Annotated in this window: 11 protein-coding genes; 3 read left to right on the top strand and 8 right to left on the bottom strand. The window is 73.6% G+C overall.

Annotation, left to right across the window (positions count from 1 at the left end):
• Window positions 1–77: 77 nt before the first annotated feature.
• On the top strand, window positions 78–1,004 hold the full coding sequence (locus ACZ4NB_RS06350; protein WP_467658686.1) for a cyclase family protein: 927 nt from the start codon (window positions 78–80) through the stop codon (window positions 1,002–1,004).
• A gap of 270 nt (window positions 1,005–1,274) precedes the next feature.
• Here ACZ4NB_RS06350 and ACZ4NB_RS06345 read toward each other — a convergent pair whose 3' ends face one another.
• The 4 genes from ACZ4NB_RS06345 to ACZ4NB_RS06330 all read right to left on the bottom strand — a co-directional run bounded on the left by ACZ4NB_RS06345 (window position 1,275) and on the right by ACZ4NB_RS06330 (window position 5,558).
• Window positions 1,275–1,733, bottom strand: a complete 459-nt coding sequence (locus tag ACZ4NB_RS06345) for an ATP-binding protein (protein ID WP_393487502.1) — start codon at window positions 1,731–1,733, stop codon at window positions 1,275–1,277.
• A gap of 474 nt (window positions 1,734–2,207) precedes the next feature.
• Window positions 2,208–3,197, bottom strand: a complete 990-nt coding sequence (locus ACZ4NB_RS06340) for an acyl-CoA dehydrogenase family protein (protein ID WP_467658684.1) — start codon at window positions 3,195–3,197, stop codon at window positions 2,208–2,210.
• Between the two features lie 7 nt (window positions 3,198–3,204).
• The gene (locus ACZ4NB_RS06335) at window positions 3,205–4,359 is read right to left on the bottom strand and encodes an acyl-CoA dehydrogenase family protein (protein WP_467658682.1); all 1,155 of its coding nucleotides are present in this window, start codon (window positions 4,357–4,359) and stop codon (window positions 3,205–3,207) included.
• A complete protein-coding gene (locus ACZ4NB_RS06330; protein WP_467658681.1) occupies window positions 4,359–5,558 on the bottom strand; it encodes an amidohydrolase family protein in 1,200 nt (399 codons plus the stop codon). Before ACZ4NB_RS06330 ends, ACZ4NB_RS06335 begins: the two co-directional genes overlap by 1 nt.
• Before the next feature lie 172 nt (window positions 5,559–5,730).
• Between ACZ4NB_RS06330 and ACZ4NB_RS06325 the strand changes: the two genes are divergently transcribed.
• Window positions 5,731–7,260: a class I adenylate-forming enzyme family protein gene (locus ACZ4NB_RS06325; protein ID WP_467658679.1), complete on the top strand. Its 1,530-nt coding sequence runs from the start codon at window positions 5,731–5,733 to the stop codon at window positions 7,258–7,260.
• Here ACZ4NB_RS06325 and ACZ4NB_RS06320 read toward each other — a convergent pair.
• From ACZ4NB_RS06320 to ACZ4NB_RS06310, 3 genes are all read right to left on the bottom strand, one after another.
• On the bottom strand, window positions 7,257–7,754 hold the full coding sequence (locus tag ACZ4NB_RS06320) for a MepB family protein (protein WP_467659165.1): 498 nt from the start codon (window positions 7,752–7,754) through the stop codon (window positions 7,257–7,259). The two genes, ACZ4NB_RS06325 and ACZ4NB_RS06320, sit on opposite strands and share 4 nt — an antisense overlap.
• A 126-nt stretch (window positions 7,755–7,880) precedes the next feature.
• Window positions 7,881–10,115 carry a protein kinase family protein gene (locus ACZ4NB_RS06315; RefSeq protein WP_467658677.1) on the bottom strand — a complete coding sequence of 745 codons (2,235 nt, stop codon included), beginning with the start codon at window positions 10,113–10,115 and terminating at the stop codon, window positions 7,881–7,883.
• A gap of 222 nt (window positions 10,116–10,337) precedes the next feature.
• Entirely contained in the window at window positions 10,338–12,446 is a 2,109-nt protein-coding gene (locus ACZ4NB_RS06310; RefSeq protein WP_467658676.1) for a serine/threonine-protein kinase, read from the bottom strand.
• Window positions 12,447–12,634: 188 nt separating this feature from the next.
• Between ACZ4NB_RS06310 and ACZ4NB_RS06305 the strand changes: the two genes are divergently transcribed.
• Complete coding sequence (locus tag ACZ4NB_RS06305; protein WP_467658674.1) at window positions 12,635–13,879, top strand: serine hydrolase domain-containing protein; 1,245 nt, start codon at window positions 12,635–12,637, stop codon at window positions 13,877–13,879.
• A gap of 10 nt (window positions 13,880–13,889) precedes the next feature.
• Here the strand turns inward: ACZ4NB_RS06305 and ACZ4NB_RS06300 are convergent, their stop codons facing one another.
• Window positions 13,890–15,596 carry a glycerol-3-phosphate dehydrogenase/oxidase gene (locus ACZ4NB_RS06300; protein WP_467658673.1) on the bottom strand — a complete coding sequence of 569 codons (1,707 nt, stop codon included), beginning with the start codon at window positions 15,594–15,596 and terminating at the stop codon, window positions 13,890–13,892.
• Window positions 15,597–15,612 lie beyond the last annotated feature (16 nt).

The following is a 15,612-nucleotide window of genomic DNA, read 5'->3' as shown; positions in this document are numbered from 1 at the left end:
GCCCCTTCCCGCAGTTTCTGACGGACCGTTAGATTTTTGGGCAGCCGCGCGTCAAACACAAGACCCCGGAGGCCGCCATGCCCCTGCCGCAGGACTTCCACGACATCGCCCAGCGCGTGAACAACTGGGGCCGCTGGGGGGCGGACGACGAGATCGGCACCCTCAACCTGATCACCGAGCAGGTCGTACGGGAGGCCGCCGGCTGCGTCCGCAGCGGCCGCCGGATCCCGCTCGCCCTCCCGCTCCAGCAGGACGGCGTGCAGACCGGCATGATCCCCGGCCGGATCAACCCGCTGCACACCATGATCGCCATCAACCAGGAGATCTTCGGCCCCGGTACGGTCGCCACCTCGGACGACGCGGTCACCATGGGACTCCAGGCCGCCACCCACTGGGACGGCCTCACCCACGTCTCCCACTCCGGACGCCTCTACAACGACCGGCCCGCCGACTCGATCACCGCCCACAGCGGGGCCACCGCCCTGGGCATCGAGAAGGCCACCCCGATCGCCTCCCGCGGCGTCCTTCTGGACGTGGCCCGCGCGCACGGCACCGACCGGCTGCCCGGTGGGTACGCCGTCACCCCGCAGGACCTGGACGCCGCCGAGGAGCTGGCCGGCACGAGGGTCCGGGCCGGGGACATCGTCCTCGTGCGGACCGGGCAGCTGCGGCACTATCTGGACGGCGACCGGCAGGCGTACGCGTTCCCCTCACCGGGACTGTCGCTGCGCACCCCGGAGTGGTTCCGTGCGCGCGATGTCGCGGCGGTCGCCAACGACACCCTGACCTTCGAGATCTTCCCGCCGGAGATCGAGGACCTGTGGCTGCCGGTGCATGCGCTGCACCTCGTCGAGATGGGCATGCTGCAGGGCCAGAACTGGAACCTGGAGGAGTTGTCGACGGCCTGCGCGGACGCGGGGCGCTCTGCGTTCTTCCTGTCGGCGACGGCCGAGCCGTTCGTCGGCGGATCCGGCGCACCGGTCGCACCCGTCGCGATCCTCTGAGGCCGGCCGGGACCCGGCCGGCCAGGTGGCGGTGCGCTCATGCGCGCCCCGAGCACGGCACCGCGGACCGCCACCCACCAGGCCGCGATCCGCACTCGCCGAGGCCAGGACCGGGCATCCACCCGATCCCCCCACACCCTCGGCGTCCCCTCCCGGCGAACCGCTCCACCCAAGAGTGATCAACTGGGCACGTCACGTCAACACCTGGTCTGGACTAATTTCCGACACCCGGCATATCGCGTCCGATTTATTCGCTTTGATCCGTATTTGTTAAGGGGCGATAGGGCTCAAATGCCCCAGATCCGTACCCGTCGCCATCAGCAGCGGCCTGCCGCGGTCCACCTCGCACCAGATCCGCTTGCCGGCGCCCTCCTGCTGCCAGCCCCAGCGGTCCGCCAGGCCGTCGACGAGCTCCAGACCGCGCCCGTTGGTGTCGTCGCCGTCGGCGTGCCGCTGGCGCGGCGGGCGGGCGCTGGCGTCCACCACCTCCACGCGGACCGTCCCCACCACCGCGCCCGAGCCGGAGAAGCACATCCGCAGCTCGGCCGCCGCACCGGTGTGCACCACGGCGTTGGTGACGAGTTCGGAGATCAGCAGGATCAACGTCTCCGCAAGTGGTTCATCGGGCCCTATGCCGGACCCCACGAGCCGCGAGCGGGCCCACCGCCGGGCTCTGCCGACCTCAGCGGGGTCGGGTCGTACGTCCAACTGCACCTGAAGCACCTGCACCGCTCACACCATCCGAACCGGCGGAAACATCGCCTCGCGCCTCCACGGAGTCACGGTGCGTGACCCCGGTGAAGCACAGCATGGTTGACGTTCAGTCACCCCAACAAGCGCTTCGGGCATATTCCAGCGCAAGGGAGTATGCGTGCTGCATACTGTGCGACGCACTTTGCGGGGAGTCGAACAAGGGGGGCTATCGGGCCCGCACCCAAGGCGAGCGGCGCGCAGTCCGCACCCCGGAACCGTCGCTCCGACGGCACCGGGTTCGTTGCGCCACAGAACCACTCGCACCCAACGGAGAGTACCCGAGCCACACGCCGACTCCCCCCTGTGACGAGTCACACCTAGGACACAACCCGATATCGACCCTCCGTGACCACTTCTGTGTGGTGGGTCCGACATTTCGCACACGGGTTGCCAGAGTCTGACATCGCCGGCCACCCCGCTCACCACCCTCACCGCCGCGCACACCCGCCGTCAGTCGGCCAGGTCCGCCGCCAGCGCCTCCTCCGCCTCGGCCGCCGTGCCCCAGCACTCGGCCCGCAACCAGGCCCGCTTGAGGTGCAGATGCACATCGGCCTCCCAGGTGAAGCCCATGCCGCCGTGGACCTGCAGGCAGTCCCGCGCATTGCGCACCGCGGCCTCGTCGGCGAGCAGCTTGGCGCCCGTCACGTCCGCGCCGTCGCCCGTGACCGCCGCGGCATATACGGCGCTTCGGGCGATTTCTGCACGTACGAGCATCTGCGCGCACAGATGCTTGATCGCCTGGAAGGAGCCGATGGGCGCACCGAACTGCACCCGCTCCCGGGCATGGGCGACCGCCATCTCGACCGTGCGGGCCGCGCTGCCGAGCTGCTGGGCCGCCGTGAGCAGCGCGGCCTCGCGCCGCAGCCGAGGCAGGTCCAGGCCGGCGAGGGGGGTCGTGCGCGGGGCGGGCGCGAGGCGGGCGAGCGGGGTGAGCGGATCGACGGAGGCGAACGGGGCGCGGGACACCCGGTCCGGCGCGCTGCGGTACGCACCGCTCGTGCGCCCCTGTGCGCCCCCGGCGTCCACCCATGCCCCGGCCGCAGCTTCCGTCACGACGACCAACTCGTCGCAGTCGTCCGGGTGTTCCCACAGCGCCGGGTCCCGCGCGCCGTCGCACAGCGAGACGATCCGCTCGCCGGTCGCGACGCCGTCCACCGCCCCGGCCAGCAGCTGGCACGCCACCAGCGGCCCGGGCAGCAGCGCCCGCCCGGCCTCCTCGAAGACCAGCGCCGCCTCCGGCAGTCCGAGCCCCACCCCGCCGGCCGCCTCCGGCAGCCGCAGCGCGAAGAACCCGGCCGCGCCCAGCTCCCGCCACAGCGCACGGTCCAGCGCCGGGTCCTCGACGGCCGCCCGCAGCCGCTCCCGGTCGAACCGGCCGGCCAGCAGCTCCCGCGTACCGTCCCGCAACGCCCGCTGGTCGTCGGTGAGTTGGAAGTCCACCGGCGCCTCACCGCCCCTTCGGCAGGCCGAGGATCCGCTCGGCGACGATGTTCCGCTGGATCTGCGAGGTCCCGGCCGCGATGGTGTACGAGAGGGCCGACAGCCGGTCCGCGATCCACTCCTGGTCGGCGTCGAGCGCCCCGGCGCCCAGCACCTCGGCCGCCGCGTCGTAGAGCTCCTGGCGGGCGTGCGAGTAGCGCAGCTTGAAGACCGAGCCGCCGGTCCCGGGGACGCCGCCGCCCCGCTGGGCCGCGCTCACGTTCCACTGGGTCAGCCGCCACAGCGCCGCGAAGTCCGCGCTCAGCCGGCCGAGTCTGCGGCGCAGCACGGCATCGTCCCAGCGGCCGTTGGCACGGGCCGTACGGGCGAGCGCGCCGAGCACCCGGCGGCAGGCCACCACCTCCCCGACGAAGGCGGTGCCGCGCTCGAAGGACAGCGTCACCATCGTCACCCGCCAGCCGTCGTTCTCGGCGCCGAGGCGATGGGAGACCGGCACCTGGACCTCGTCGAGGAACACCTCGGCGAACTCCGTCGACCCGGCGAGGGTGCGCAGCGGCCGGACGGTCACCCCCGGCGCGTCCATGGGCATCGCCAGCCAGCTGATACCGCGGTGCCGGGGCGCCTCGGGGTCGGTGCGGACCAGCAGCTCGCACCAGTCGGCGACCTCGGCGTGCGAGGTCCAGATCTTGGCGCCGCTGACGACATAGCTGTCGCCGTCCCGTACCGCCTTGGTGCGCAGCGCCGCGAGGTCGGAGCCGGCGTCGGGTTCGCTGAAGCCCTGGCACCAGACCTCCTCGCCGCGCAGGATCGGCGGCAGCCAGCGGGCGCGCTGCTCGGCGGTGCCCTCGGCGGCGATGGTCGGGCCGGCGTGCAGCAGCCCGACGAAGCCGGCGCCCACATAGGGGGCGCCGGCCCGCTCGGTCTCCTCCAGGAAGATCAGGTGCTGGGTGGGGGTGGCGCCCTGCCCGCCGGCGTCCCGCGGCCAGTGCAGCCCGGCGTATCCGGCGTCGTACAGCATCCGCTGCCAGGCGGTGTCGTACGCCCGCCGGCCGGGCCAGTCGGTCGCGGCGGGCCTGGCGGGGAGCGTCGGCAGCACCTTCGCCAGCCACGCCCGCAGCCGCGCCCGGAACTCCTCCTCCTCCGGCGCGTAGGCCAGGTCCATCAGCGGACCGTGTCGTCGAGGTCCAGGCCGAGCATGCGGATCGCGTTGCCCCGCATGAGCTTGTGGACCGTCTCGCCGTCCAGGCCCTTCACATGGTCGAGGGCGACCTCCTTGGTGTGCGGGAAGGTCGAGTCGACATGCGGGTAGTCGGTCTCGAAGGTCGCGTTGTCCCGGCCGACCACGTCCAGCGACGCCACTCCGTGCTTGTCGCGGAAGAAGCAGCAGAAGATCTGCCGGTAGTAGTACGTGGACGGCGGCTCGGGGATCAGGTCGCGCACCCCGCCCCAGGCGCGGTGCTCCTCCCAGACGTCGTCGGCGCGCTCCAGGGCGTAGGGGATCCAGCCCATCTGCCCTTCGGAGTAGGCGAGTTTCAGCCGCGGGTACTTCACCAGGACCCCGCTGAAGAGGAAGTCCATCATCGAGGCCATCGCGTTGTTGAAGGAGAGCGCGGCCTGCACGGCGGGCGGGGCGTCGGGGGACGCGGCCGGCATCTGGGAGCTGCTGCCGATGTGCATGTTCACGACCGTGCCGGTCTCCTGGCAGGCCGCGAAGAAGGGGTCCCAGTAGCCGGAGTGGATCGAGGGCAGCCCCAGGTAGGTGGGGATCTCGGAGAAGGTGACCGCGCGGACCCCGCGCGCCGCGTTCCGCCTGATCTCCGCGACGGCCAGGTCGATGTCCCACAGCGGGATGAGGCACAGCGGGATGAGGCGGCCGCCGCTGTCGCCGCACCACTCCTCGACCATCCAGTCGTTGTACGCGCGCACGCAGGCGAGGGCGACCTCCTTGTCGTGCGCCTCGGCGAAGGTCTGGCCGCAGAAGCGCGGGAAGGTCGGGAAGCAGAGCGATGCCTCGACGTGGTTGAGGTCCATGTCGGCAAGGCGCGCCTTGGGGTCCCAGCAGCCGCGCCGCATCTCCTCGCGGGTGATCCCCTCCAGCGTCATGTCGTCCCGGTCGAAGCCGACGGCGGCGATGTTGCGCTTGTACGGGAACTTCAGGTCCTCGTAGATCCACCAGTCGGCCGGCGGCCCGTCCGGGTCCATGGTGATCTGGTACTTGCCCCCGACGTACGCGAGCTCGCCGATGCCGGTGGTCAGCGGCTTCGGGCCCCGGTCCCGGTACTTCTCGGGCAGCCAGGTCTCGAAGAGGTGCGCGGGCTCGATCACATGGTCGTCGACGCTGATGATGCGCGGTAGCTCCATCGGGTTCCCCATCGTTGTCCCCTCACCCCGTGTCCGGGCGGCCGGGTCGGGCGATATCTGATGCACCGTCAGAAAGAGGCTAGCCCCGCACCCTCTGGACCGACAAGGAGCCGACCTCTAACCTCTGCACCGAATCTGACGTACCGTCAGCAGCGTGCGGGAGGGCGGGCGGATGACCGGCAGCACCCTGTGGGACCTGGTGGCCTGGCGCGCGGCCCGCACCCCCGGCGCCGCGGCCCTCGTCCAGGGCGCGGCCGCGGCCCGGGACGAGCGGCGGATCACCTTCGGCACGCTGCACCGGCGCGCCGAGCGGGTGGCGGCCGGCCTGTACGAGCGAGGGGTACGGCCCGGCAGCCGGGTCGTCTGGCAGCTGCCGACCCGCATCGAGACCGTGCTGCTCAGCCTCGCACTGGCCCGGATCGGCGCCGTGCAGAGCCCGGTCGTCCCGCTCTACCGCGACCTTGAGGTGGGCCAGGTGCTGCGCCGGACCGCGGCGGACTTCTTCCTGGTCCCCGGCGTCCGGCGCGGTTTCGACCACGGCGCGATGGCGCACCGGCTGGCCGCCGCCCTGCCCGGCCCGCCCATCGTCGTCACCGCCTACGACCAGGGCCCCGGCAGCCTGCCCGACGCCGACCCCGCCGTGCTGCCCCCGCCGCCCACCGACGCCGACGAGGTCCGCTGGATCTACTGGACCTCCGGCACCACCGCCGGCCCCAAGGGCGTGCTGCACACCGACCGCAGCCTGCGCACGGCCGGCCGCCAGCTGGCCGACGCACTGCGGCTGGGCCCGTCCGACATCGGCTCGATGGCCTTCCCGTACGCCCATGTCGCGGGCCCCGACTACACCGTCATGCTCCTGCTGCGCGGGATCCCCGCACTGCTGCTGGAGCGCTTCGAGCCGCCCGGGTCACTGGACGCCTACCGCCGCCACCAGGTCACCGTCGCCGGCGGCTCCACCGCCTTCTACTCCCTCTTCCTCGCCGAGGCGCGCAAGCTGCCGCCGGGGCGCAGGCTGCTGCCGTCGCTGCGGCTGCTGGCCGGGGGCGGCGCGCCGCTGCCGCCCGCGCTGTACCACGAGGTCGTCGCGGCCCTCGGCTGCCGGCTCGCCCATGGCTACGCGATGACCGAGGCCCCGATGGTGACCATGGGCGACCCGCTCGACAGCCCCGGCCGGCTGGCGACGACCGCCGGCCGCCCGCCCGCCGGCATGGAGGTCCGGATCGCCCCCGGCACCGGGGAGATACTGCTGCGCGGCCCGGCGGTCTGCCGGGGCTACCTCGGCGAGGCAGCCCCCTTCGACACCGACGGCTTCCTGCCCACCGGCGACCTCGGCCGGCTCACCGCCACCGGCCACCTCGTGGTCACCGGCCGGCTGAAGGACGTCATCATCCGCAAGGGCGAGAACATCTCCGCCCAGGAGGTCGAGGAGCTGCTCCACCGGCACCCGGACGTGGCCGGCGCGGCCGTCATCGGCCTGCCCGATCCGGTCCGCGGCGAACGGGTCTGCGCGGTCGTCGAACAGCCCCCGGGCACCGCCCCGTTGACGCTCACCGCGGTCGTGGCGCACCTGCGCTCCCAGGGCCTCGCCCCGCACAAGCTCCCCGAGCAGCTGGAGGTACTGGCCGCCCTGCCGCGCGGGGCGACCCTGGGGAAGGTGCTGAAGGGGGAGCTGCGGGACCGGCTCGCGGGCAGGCGACCCTAGGCGCGGTACAGCGCGCGGGCCAGGGCCAGGTCGACCGGGCCGGTCTCCGGGATGGGCAGGAAGTGGGCCGTCTGCCACTTCTGGGTGTGGCGGGCCTGGCGGCTGGTGGTGTCCACCCACGGCGGGTAGATGCGGAATCCCCGCTTCCCGCCGACGCCGTCGCGCGAGACGATGTCCCGTTCGGCCAGCAGCTCGCGCGGGAAGACGAACTGCCCGAAGTGCGCTCCCTCCCGGGTGCTGATGACGAAGAGGTCGACGGCGTCGGCGGCGTCGAAGGGCTGGATCGGACCCCCGTCGGACCGCTTCCACACCGTGACGAACTGGCCGACCTTCGTCGGGGTGGTCTTGCCCACCCGGAACCTGACGGCCCGGCCGTCCAGCGTGAAGGCGTGCGCACCGTACTCGGCGCTCTCCGGCTCGGGCACCGGCCGTGAGCAGCTGAATCCGCACGGGTCGTAGACCGAGGCCCGCGCGGCCAGCAGCTCGTCGTGCATCGGCTCCGCGCTCGGCCGGCCGCTGGTCCCGGCCGTCCGGCGCTCGGCGGCCGTCTCGTCTTGCGTCGTCACACCGCCATCGTGCCATCGCGCTCGCGCGGTCGCGGCGCCGGTGGCGCGCGCGGCTCAGCCCGGCCGGTACGCGCTGGTCGCCTGCTCGTACAGCCGGTCCACCTCGCGGCGCCCGCCGTCCGGGCCGATGACCAGGACGAGGTGGTAGCGGCCCTGGTGGATCATCGCGAGGTTGCGGACGTAGACCTCGCGGCCGCTGCCGTCGCGCCACGAGAACGTGCCCTCCGCCATCGCCGTCCGGCCGACGTCGATCCGCCGCAGGCCGGAGGCCGAGGCCCAGCTGGAGGCGCGGTACGGGGCGAGCTCGGGCTCCTTGTTCTGCAGATACGCCATCGGGTCCGCGCCGTACTTCGCCGTCGTGTCGCGGCCGGGCACGACCAGCAGCTCGTAGTCGCCGCCGACGTAGCGCACCTGGCCCTGGCCGGTCGCACCGCGCCGCTGCCAGCCCTTGCGGACCGCGATCTGGAAGCCCTTGGGGTCCTTGCGCACCTCGAAGCCCTCGGCGACGTCCGCCGGTGCGGTGGTGCCCGGCGCCGGGGTGCCGGGCGCGCCGCCGTCCTGGCCGCCGGGCGGTGTGCGGTCGGCGCCGGGCGCCGCGCCGGAGGTGGCCGCGCGGTCCGCGCCGCCCCGTCCGGCCCTGGCGTCCTCGCCGGCCTTCGGCATGAACGCCATCGCGTAGATCACCGCGCCGACGAGGAGCAGCAGGATCGCGGTGAGCAGCAGCCGGCCGAGGTTGCGCGGGGCGCCGCGCGGCGGCCGGGCCGGCCGCGCCTCGGCCGCCACGCCCACCTGGCCCAGCATCTGCTGCTCGTACAGGTCCCGGTCGGAGGTTCTGGACCGGCCCGGCGGCCTCGGCGGTCTGCCGAGCCGGGCGGTGCGGGCCGGCCGGGGCTCCCGCAGCGGCTTGGGCTGCTTCGGGGGGCGGGACAGCCGGAACGATGGGGGTCCCTCCGGCTCCTTCGAGCTGGGGGGCGGGAAGGTCTGCTCGGAGGCCGGCGCCGTCCGGCGGGGCGGCACCGATGCGGTGGCCGGGGGCTGCGCCGGGGCGGCGGACACCGGCCGGGGCTGTGCGCGCCGGGGAGTCCGGCCCTTCTTGTGCCGCCCCCTGCGGACGAGTTCGCCGCGGCGCCGCAGGATCGGCAGCCGCCGTGGATCGCCGCCCTGCTCCAGCGCCGGCATCGTCACCAGCCGGGTGCCGCCCGCCGGCTCCGGCGCCGTACGGATCAACGAGCGCAGCCAGCCGCGCAGCTCCTCGAAGTCGGGACGGTCGGCGGGGTCCTGACGCAGCAGGGATTCCACGACCGGCCGCAGCGCCCCGCACTCCTCGGCGACCGCGGGCGGCTCGGTGCACACCAGCCGCGCCAGTTCGCCGGCGCTGTCCTCGGGGAACGGCGGATGCCCCTGCACACTGCGGAACAGCAGCGCGCCGACCGCCCACAGATCGGTGGCCGGGCCGACCGGCGGCGCCAACTGCCAGTTCTCGTGCACCGGTCCGGCCTGCTCGGGTGCCCAGCGCTCGGTGACCGGGCCGATGACGGTCAGCCGGGCCTGCCGTGCGCGCTCGGCGGCGAGTGCGGTGGTGGGGCGGCCGTAGGCGGGGGCCCCACCGTCGTCAGCGGTGGCGCAGCCGTCCGGGGCGGAGCCTGCCTTGGTCAGCGTCACCCCGGCCTCGGCCGGCGCAGCGTCTCCGCACAGCGCCTCCTGGGCCGCGCCCGCCGCCAGACCGGTCAGGATCGCCCGGCCGTCGTCGCAGACCAGGACCGTACGGGTGGTGATGTTGCGGTGCAGCCGGCCGTCCGCGTGCAGCACCCGCAGCGCGGTGAGCAGATCCGCGGCGATCTCCGCGGCGCGGTGCGGGGACAGCGGCCGCTCGGCGAGCAGCGCGGCCAGCGGGCGGGCGGCGAGGAGTTCACCGGCGATCCACAGGCTGCCGTCCTGCGCGAAGACGTCGAAGACCTGCTCCAGCCGGGGGTGGTCGGGCAGCTGCGCCACGGCCGTGGCGGCTTCCAGCGCCCGTCGCACGGCGGGATCCCGGGGGCTGCGGTCGGCGACCCCCGCCGCCCGCCCGCCGCCGGAGCGGATGCCGCCGGAGCGCTGCTCGGCGTGTCCGGCCGCCGGTGCCCCCACCACCTCCGCCTCGACGACCTCCGGCAGCGGGACCTGACGGATCAGGACCTCCTGCCCGCTGTAGGTGTCGAAGGCCCGGGTCTCGGTGAAGTCGTCGTCGCCGAGGGGCCGCGCGGGCAGGCGGTAGCGCTCGGCGAGCACCCTTCCTGCGTACTCGTCCACGACGCCTCCCCGCAGCGCGCGCTGTGTCTACCGTCGCGCCGGAGCCGCCCGCCGGCGCCGAAGCCGATGGTCACTTCCGGTCGTATTCCCGCCGATTGCGGATGCGTACGGTCTCGATGTCTCAGATGTCTCACGATACGTGCCCGCACCGGAGGTTGCGGCCCGCTCGGCCGAACGACGCGCGTCCTCTCCGCCCGGCACGGCACGCACCACGCTCTTCGCTCAGTCCTTCACCGCGAAGGTCCTGAACGCGGTCGCGATCAGCTCCTGGCACTCCTTGTCCGACCAGGCGTCCGCCTTGCAGGTGATCATGATGGCGTAACCGTGCTGGTCGTCGGCCCGGAAACCGCGGTTGAGGACCCGCACCTTCTGGCCGCCCTGCTTGCGGGTGAACGACCAGTCGGCGACGGTCGGATAGCCCCGCCACTTCACCGACTTGATGCCGATGAGGTGGTAGTCGTCGCTGGAGCCGCGCACGCTCGGCTCCAGGCTGCGCCAGGCCGCCGCGGCGTCGTTCCCGGGCTTGGCGTTGTAGTCGACCTGGACGCGCGGGAAACCGCCCGAGGCGCTGTATATGGCGCCGGAGTTCGCCCCCGCGGTATCGGTCTGGTGGAAGCCCTTGGGCATCGCCATACGGAAGTGGAAGCCGCCGTTGGAGACCTCGGCGAAGCCGGCCGGCATGGCCTTGCCACCGCCGTCCTTGCCGCCGTCGCCCTTCTTGCCGCCCTTGTCGGCCGCCGGGGTGGCGGGCTGCTGCCCAGTGGGCTGCTCCGACCCGTCGCCGCCGGCGTTCGCGTCGTCTTCGCCGGCCCCGGCCGATTCGGTCGAGGGCTTGGACCGGCCCGAGGACGACGCCTTGTCGCCGCCGCGGGACGCCTTGCCGCCCTTCTCCGCCGTGTCGTCGCCGCTCAGCGCGAGGGCGAGGACCGTGCCCAGCACCGCGAGGACGACGACCACGGCCACGATGACCAGCGTGCGGCGCGGGACGACATCGGTCAGCGACGCACGGGCGGTGGACGGGCGGTCCCCGTCGCCGGGTCTGGAATCCGAGCGGGCCGCCGCCGCGGCGGCGGCGTTGCGCACGGACTTCAGGGCGCCGCGCAGCCGGTCCCTGGCGGCGTCGGTGTCGAAGCCGCCGCGCGCGGACGAGGTGCCCTCGGCCGCCGGGCCGCCGGAGGACGGGGTGCGCGAAGGAGCCGGGCTCTGGGCCGCCTTCCGCTCGGGTGCGCGCGCCGCGGCGCTCGCCGTCTTGGCGGCGCCGGCCTCGGCCGCACCGGCCGCGCTCTTGCCGTTCGCACCCGCCGGGCTCTTCGCCCCCGGCTCCGCCTCCGGGCCGGCCACCGGCTTCGCCTTCGACCGCGTCACCCGCGCCTTGGGGGCGGCCTTCGGCTTGGCCGTGCTCTTGGGCTTGGCCGCGGCGCGCTTCTCGGGCGCCGTCGGCAGCACCATCGCCCGGGTGGCGTCCATCGGGGGCTCCGGCGCGGTCTGCTCCGGAGCGTGCACGACGTCCAGCAGCAGCGCCCGCGCGCCCTCGTCGTCCAGCCGGGCCGCCGGGTCCTTCACCAGCAGGCCGTAGATGACCTCTTCCAGTACGCCCGCGCTCTTCGGCGGCTCGACCGGCTCGGTCATCACGGCCGTCAGCGTGGCGATCGCCGAGCCCTTGTCGTACGGCGGCACGCCCTCGACACAGGCGTACAGCAGCCCGCCCAGCGACCACAGGTCGGCCGGCGGGCCCGGCTTGTGGCCGCGGGCGCGCTCGGGCGAGATGTAGGAGGGGGCGCCGACGAGCATGCCGGTCGAGGTCACCGAGGGGTCGCCCTCGACCTGGGCGATACCGAAGTCGGTGAGCACGACCCGGCCGTCGTCGGACATCAGGACGTTGGACGGCTTCACATCGCGGTGCAGGATGCCCTCGCCGTGCGCGGAGCGCAGCACGTCGAGCACGGCGAGACCGACCTCGGCGGCGCGCCGCGGGGTCAGCGGCCCGTCGTCACGGACGACCTCGGCGAGCGAGCGGCCCTCGACCAGCTCCATCACGATCCACGGCCGGTCGTCCTCGTCGACCACGTCGAAGACCGTCACCGCGCCGTTGTTCCGGATCCGGGCGATCGCCTTGGCCTCGCGCAGCGTGCGGGTGATCAGACGACGCTTCTCGTCCTCCTCGACCCCGCCCGGGAAGCGCAGTTCCTTGACTGCGACCGTACGGCCCAGGACCTCGTCGCGTGCCCGCCATACGGTGCCCATGCCGCCCCGGCCGAGAACATCGGCGAGCCGGTACCGGCCGGCGAGCAGCCTGCCCTCCTTGCCGTCCATCTCGACCTTCTCGCCCACTGAATCCCCTCTGCAATCCAGCCGAGTTGGCAGCGTCGATGAACATCGATCACCAAACTGGCCCAACTCGGACAACCCACCCTGGCAGAGCCTTCATTCTCCCTCATCCGCGGCCGTGCGGAAGGCCCGGGTCGGTGCCGGTCACCGTCGCATACCCGTCATGATGGCCCCGACGAACGGGAGTCTGGATGACGATGCGCCCGCCCCGCCCGGTTCCCGGCGGCGTCCTCGGCCCGGCACCGCGGCCGGCCGGCCGCCGCCGCCGCGCGCCGGTGCGTCCGGGCGTGCTCGCCGCCCTGACGGCGCTGGCCCTGGCGGCCTGCACCGCGCGCGGCCAGAGCCTCCCCGTCCATCCGGTGGGAAGCGTCCGCACACCGCCGGCGACGACGCTGCCCGCGCTGCGCCGGCTGGTCTCCGACGGCGCGCCGGGCGCGGCCTCCCTCATCACCCGCGACGGCCGCTTCGCCGCCTCGCGCTTCTCCACGGCCGGCGTCGCCGATCTGCGCAGCGGCCGCAAGATGGGCGAGCCGGACCACTTCCGGGCCGGCAGCCTCACCAAGACCCTGGTCGCGACCGTGGTCCTGCAACTCGTCGCCGAAGGCCGGCTGACCCTGCACGACACCGCGGCCGCGCACCTGCCCGAGGGCACGCCGGTCGCGGGGCCGGGCGACCGCGTCGATCTGCGGACGGTGACGGTCCGCCAGCTGCTGGACCATACGAGCGGCCTGTTCAACTACACCGAGGACCCCCGGCTCTCCCGGCAGCTCTACGGCAGGGGCTTCGGCGCCCACCGCTACGACAGCCACACCCCGGCCGAGCTGCTGCGGATCGCCCTTCGCCACCCGCCGGTGGCGGCCCCCGGCACCCGCTACTCCTACTCCAACACCAACTACCTGGTGCTCGGCCTGATCATCAGGGCGGTCACCGGCCACCCGTACGCCACCGAGATCCACCGCCGCATCATCGTCCCCGCCCACCTCGACCACACCTCCTTCCCCGGCACCGACGCGGTGCTGCCCGCGCCGCACGGCCGCGCGTACTCCCCCGTCGGCGACCGGCGGGTGGACGCCACGTCGCTGGACCCCAGCCGGGCCGGCGCGGCCGGCGAGATGGTCACCACCCTGGGCGACCTCAACCGCTTCTACTCCGCGCTGCTCGGCGGCGCGTTCCTGGCACCGCACCAGATGGCCCAGCTGCGCAGCGAGAAGCACACCGGCGGCGCCTACGGCCTCGGCCTCTTCGCCACCGAACTGCCCTGCGGCGTCACCGTCTGGGGCCACACCGGCGACATCAACGGCTCCTTCGCCCAGACGGCGGGCACCGCCGACGGCCGCCACCTCGTCAGCTACCGGGTCAACACCGACGCGCTGTCCCATCCGGCGCACGGCACCGACGTGCTGACGGCCGAGTTCTGCGCACGACGGCGCGACTGAGGCCCGCGGCCTACAGCGGAACGATGTCCGGCGCCCCGAGCCGCGCCGCATCCGCCGTCAGATCGTCCGGCTGCCGCTGCGATTCGCGCTCCGCCTCCACCCGCTTCTGGTAGTGCGCGATCTCCTTCTCGACCTGGTCGCCGTCCCAGCCCAGCGCCGGGGCCATCAGCTCGGCCGCCTCGCGGGCGCTGCGGGTGCCCCGGTCGAAGGTCTCGATCGAGATCCGGGTGCGCCGGGTCAGCACGTCATCGAGGTGCCGCGCCCCCTCGTGCGTGCACGCGTACACCACCTCGGCGCGCAGATAGTCGTCCGCGGCCGCCAGCGGTTCGCCCAGCGAGGGGTCGGCCACGACCAGCTCCAGCAGCTCCTCCGTCAGCGATCCGTAGCGGTTCAGCAGATGCTCTATGCGCGCCACATGCAGCCCGGTGCGCGCCGCGGTCCGGGCCCGGGCGTTCCACAGCGCCTTGTAGCCCTCGGCCCCGACCAGCGGCACGTCCTCCGTCACACACTCCGCGACCCTCTGGTCCAGCCCGTGCACCGCCTCGTCGACGGCGTCCTTGGCCATCACCCGGTACGTCGTGTACTTGCCGCCCGCGACCACCACCAGGCCCGGCACCGGATGCGCGACGGTGTGCTCGCGCGACAGCTTGCTGGTGGCGTCCGACTCCCCCGCCAGCAGCGGCCGCAGCCCGGCGTACACCCCCTCCACGTCGTCCCGGGTCAGCGGCGTCGCCAGCACCTCGTTGACGTGCTCCAGCAGATAGTCGATATCCGCGCTGGACGCCGCCGGGTGCGCCTTGTCCAGATCCCAGTCGGTGTCCGTCGTCCCCACGATCCAGTGCCGCCCCCACGGGATGACGAACAGCACGCTCTTCTCGGTCCGCAGGATCAGGCCGGTCGTCGAGTGGATCCGGTCCTTGGGGACCACCAGGTGGATCCCCTTCGACGCCCGTACGTGGAACTGCCCGCGCTCACCGATCAGCGCCTGGGTGTCGTCCGTCCACACCCCGGTGGCGTTGACGATCTGCCGCGCCCGGATCGCGTAGTCGCCGCCCCCCTCGACGTCCTGCACCCGCGCGCCGACCACCCGCTCGCCCTCGCGCAGAAAGCCCACCACCCGCGCACGGTTGGCGACCTGGGCCCCGTAGGCGGCCGCGGTCCGCACGATCGTGGCCACATACCGCGCGTCGTCCATCTGCGCGTCGTAGTACTGCAGCGCGCCGACCAGCGCGTCCTTCTTCAGGCAGGGCGCCACCCGCAGCGCCCGCTTGTGCGACAGATGGCGGTGGACGGGCAGCCCCCGGCCGTGCCCCGACGACACCGACATCCCGTCGTACAGCGCCACGCCGGATCCCGCGTACCACCGCTCCCAGCCCTTGTGCTGCAACGGGTAGAGGAAGGGCACCGGTTTGACCAGATGCGGCGCCAGCCGCTCCAGCAGCAGCCCCCGCTCCTTCAGCGCCTCCCGCACCAGCGCGAAGTCCAGCATCTCCAGGTACCGCAGACCGCCGTGGATGAGCTTGCTGGACCGGCTGGACGTGCCCGAGGCCCAGTCGCGGGCCTCCACCAGCCCGGTGGACAGACCGCGCGTCGCCGCGTCCAGAGCGGTCCCGGCCCCGACGACCCCGCCGCCGACCACGAGGATGTCCAGCTCCCGCTCCGCCATTCGGGCGAGCGCCTCGGCCCGCTGCGCCGGTCCCAGTGTCGCTGTCTTCACCGCTGCCTCCCGTTGC

Source organism: Streptomyces sp. NPDC026575 (assembly GCF_055567415.1).
This window is presented reverse-complemented; position numbering and strand designations above follow the sequence as displayed.

Excerpts from the sequence above, each read along its gene's own strand:
- ACZ4NB_RS06320 (WP_467659165.1), bottom strand. The coding sequence starts at position 7,754 with ATGCACGACGAGCTGCTGGCCGCGCGGGCCTCGGTCTACGACCCGTGC.
- ACZ4NB_RS06350 (WP_467658686.1), top strand. The coding sequence starts at position 78 with ATGCCCCTGCCGCAGGACTTCCACGACATCGCCCAGCGCGTGAACAAC.
- ACZ4NB_RS06335 (WP_467658682.1), bottom strand. The coding sequence starts at position 4,359 with ATGGACCTGGCCTACGCGCCGGAGGAGGAGGAGTTCCGGGCGCGGCTG.
- ACZ4NB_RS06325 (WP_467658679.1), top strand. The coding sequence starts at position 5,731 with ATGACCGGCAGCACCCTGTGGGACCTGGTGGCCTGGCGCGCGGCCCGC.
- ACZ4NB_RS06330 (WP_467658681.1), bottom strand. The coding sequence starts at position 5,558 with ATGGAGCTACCGCGCATCATCAGCGTCGACGACCATGTGATCGAGCCC.
- ACZ4NB_RS06305 (WP_467658674.1), top strand. The coding sequence starts at position 12,635 with ATGACGATGCGCCCGCCCCGCCCGGTTCCCGGCGGCGTCCTCGGCCCG.